Genomic DNA, 3,080 nt, shown 5'->3' on the forward strand with positions numbered 1-3,080 from the left:
AAAATCAGGCCAGCGGCCATGATTCCAGCGACAGAACGTTGGATACGTGATGTTCGCATGTTCTCCCCTAGTGGTTTTGGATGGTACCGATTGCTCGGCATTTCATCGGTAACGCTCAGAAACTCTGGCTCGACCATTCCCTCAAGCCAATTGCTCCCCCTACGCACCGAGATCTTCTCTTCAATGTTCGGCCTGGACCGTAGTCGGTCAGGCCTCGTCCGCGTTGGTCGGACCGTTTGACACGTCGCCACCCGTTGCACTGCTGAGATCATCGCCGCCATCGGCGTGCAGTGCAACTCCCGCCCTGGCCAAGCCGAGCGCAGGTGTCTGTGGCAGTACTCGTACGAATCGGTCGCGGATCTTGCGGACGCCCGAGATGACGCCGCCCGGCAGCACAAACGTGATGATGATCAGGCCGACACCGAGAATCAACCCGCCGGTGGGGCCCTGGAGCCAGCGATCAGGAACGCCCGGCAGGTTTTGCGTGGACGATGCCCAGTCGGGAATGAAGGCGATAACCAAGCCACCAATCACTGCGCCGGACAACGTGCCGACGCCACCAACAACCATGCCGACGATGAACAGGATCGAGATGAGCTGGGTGAAGTCGCCTTCAGACGCAATGCCGAGCTCAGCGACGTAGATCATGCCGCCCACGCCACCGAGGGCCGAAGCAACGCCGAAGGACATCGTCTTGTGGAAGCTGAGGCTCATGCCATTGACAGCTGCCGAGGTCTCATTGTCACGGACCGCACGGATTGCCCGACCCGGGCGGCTCTTGATGAGGTTGCTCACCAGTTTGAAGCAGATGCAGGCCAGGGTCACCATCAGGAAGAAGGTCCAGACGCGCTGTTCCTCCTTGCTCGACATTCCACCGCCATCACCGAAATACTGACCGATGAGCGGCAACTTGTGCAGTGCGTCGACGATGCCGTCCAGCGGCAGCCAGCTCGGTGGGATGAAGTCTGAATCGACTTGCTTCCCAGCGGCGCCTCCGGTGTACGGGAGCAGGAAGTCAAGCTTGATCAGCGACGGAAAGACCGCTGCCAAACCGAGCGTGACAAGTGCCAAATACAGGCCCTTGATCCTCAGCGCCGGAATGCCGAACACCAAGCCGAACACGAAGCAGACCGGAACCACGACCAGCAGTGACGTGAACCATGCCCAGTTCTGGTCCGCAACGAGCCAGGCGGAGATGTATGCGCCGGTTCCGAAGAAGAAGCCCTGGCCGAGCGACAACTGGCCAGTGAAGCCCGCGACCACTTGCAACCCGAGAATCGCCACCATGAACGAGATTGCTTTGGTGACGCGAGTGATACTCAGCTTGTAGCTGTTGTCGAACAGCGTGATCGAGCCGGTGTCGTTGTACGCGAACGCAACGATCAAGATCAGCAGGGTGAGCAGCGCAAACCCGGCGATCTTGTAGGCGCGATAGTGATTCGTGCCTTCAGTGAAGAGGAATTTTGGTGATGTTGTAGCCATTGTTTTCTTCCTCAGACCCGTTCAACTTGCGGCGTGCCGAACAGCCCAGATGGTTTGAACAGCAAGACCAGCATGAGTACCGCCACAGCGGCAAGCAAGCTGAGCTCGCTCGGGATACCGAGATACGGCACCCCAATCGATTGGACGAGGCCGATGGCGAGACCACCGGCGATCGCACCGCCAAGACTGTCGAGACCGCCGAGTGCAGCAGCCGAGACGGCGAAGATGAGGCCGGTGACCATCACGTTCGGTTCGAGCTGGCGAAACGGTGAGGCAACGAAGACGCAGACGCCCAGGGTGCCGACCGCCGCAGCTATCGCCCAGCCGAACTGCAACGTCGGCCCAACCCTAATTCCGGCGAGTTCGCTCGACTCAAGGTTCGATGACACCGCTCGGAAAGCCAGTCCGATCTTGGTCGTGTTGAGCAGCAACGTGAGGCCACCAGCAACGACTGCAATGGTGGCGACCGTGCCGATCGTGTACCAGGAGAGCGTCGCCGTATTCCAGGTCAGGGCATTGCCAGACGGGAACAGTTCGGGGAATGCGCGAGGGTCGAACCGCCAGACGATGCCGGCAAGTGCGTTGATCCCAAGGAACAGTCCGAGCGTGATGATGACGAGCGGTAAGTGATCTGCCGGATCAAACGGCCGGATCAGCGTGCGCTCGACGCCCGCTGCGAGGACGGCGGTGATCGCCATCGCGCCAACGACGGCAATCCACATCGGGAGACCGCGTTCGGTTGCAAGCACGAGGGCGATGAATCCGCCGAACATGGCGAACTCGCCTTGGGCAAAGTTGATCAGGGTCGTCGCCTTGAAGATCATGACCAAGGCCATAGCAATCAGTGCGTAGGTGGCTCCGTTGGACAGGCCATCAGAGATGCGATTGAGAAAGAGTTCCATTGATGTTTTCCCTCAGACTCCGAGGTAGGCCTTGCGGATGGCGTCGTCGTTGATTAATTCGTCGGCCGGACCTTCGGTGAAGATCGCTCCAGACTCGAGGACGTAGCCCCGGTCGCCGATGCCGAGTGCGAGCTGTGCGTTCTGTTCAACCACGAGCATCGTCGTGCCGGTCTCCTTGTTAATTTCGGCGAAGCGCTCAAACAACTCCGCCACGATGATCGGGGCCAGCCCGAGTGACGGTTCGTCGAGCAACAACAGGCTGGGTCGAGACATGAGCGCCCGAGAGACGGCGAGCATTTGTTGCTCACCACCAGAGAGCGAACCGGCGCGCTGGTTCTTGCGCTCCCGGAGCACGGGATACACGTCGAACCACTGCTCGATGTCTTTGTCAATTTCGTTGTCGTCTCGAATGTAGGCACCGACTCGGAGGTTGTCCTCAACGGACAACTCTGGCAGCGTGCCCCGTCCCTGAGGGACATGTGCGACACCTTTACGCACGAGGTCGGGGGCCTTCGCGGTGCTGATGTCCTCGCCACGCAGCTTGATTGAGCCCGTGCGGGCAATCATGCCCGACACCGCTCGCAGCGTTGTCGTCTTGCCAGCGCCATTGGCGCCGAGGATGATCACGATCTCGCCATCGGCGACGTGGAAATCCAAGCCGTGTAAGACCTGGATCTGGCCGTACCCGCCTTCAAG

At 60.1% G+C, this 3,080-nt stretch carries 3 protein-coding genes; all 3 read right to left on the bottom strand.

All coding sequences use genetic code 11. From position 1 onward, the window contains the following. Positions 1-207 precede the first annotated feature (207 nt). Entirely contained in the window at positions 208-1,482 is a 1,275-nt protein-coding gene (locus tag ACH2EI_RS20245) for a branched-chain amino acid ABC transporter permease (RefSeq protein ID WP_395153610.1), read from the bottom strand. An 11-nt stretch (positions 1,483-1,493) separates the two neighbouring features. Further along, positions 1,494-2,384: a branched-chain amino acid ABC transporter permease gene (locus ACH2EI_RS20250; RefSeq protein WP_395153611.1), complete on the bottom strand. Its 891-nt coding sequence runs from the start codon at positions 2,382-2,384 to the stop codon at positions 1,494-1,496. 12 nt (positions 2,385-2,396) lie between these two features. Beyond that, positions 2,397-3,080 (bottom strand): ABC transporter ATP-binding protein (locus ACH2EI_RS20255; RefSeq protein ID WP_395161375.1); only part of this gene is annotated, 684 nt, incomplete at its 5' end.

The sequence above is a fragment of the Ilumatobacter sp. genome, from assembly GCF_041688325.1.
Lineage (GTDB): Bacteria > Actinomycetota > Acidimicrobiia > Acidimicrobiales > Ilumatobacteraceae > Ilumatobacter_A.

Excerpts from the sequence above, each read along its gene's own strand:
- ACH2EI_RS20245 (WP_395153610.1), bottom strand. The coding sequence starts at position 1,482 with ATGGCTACAACATCACCAAAATTCCTCTTCACTGAAGGCACGAATCAC.
- ACH2EI_RS20250 (WP_395153611.1), bottom strand. The coding sequence starts at position 2,384 with ATGGAACTCTTTCTCAATCGCATCTCTGATGGCCTGTCCAACGGAGCC.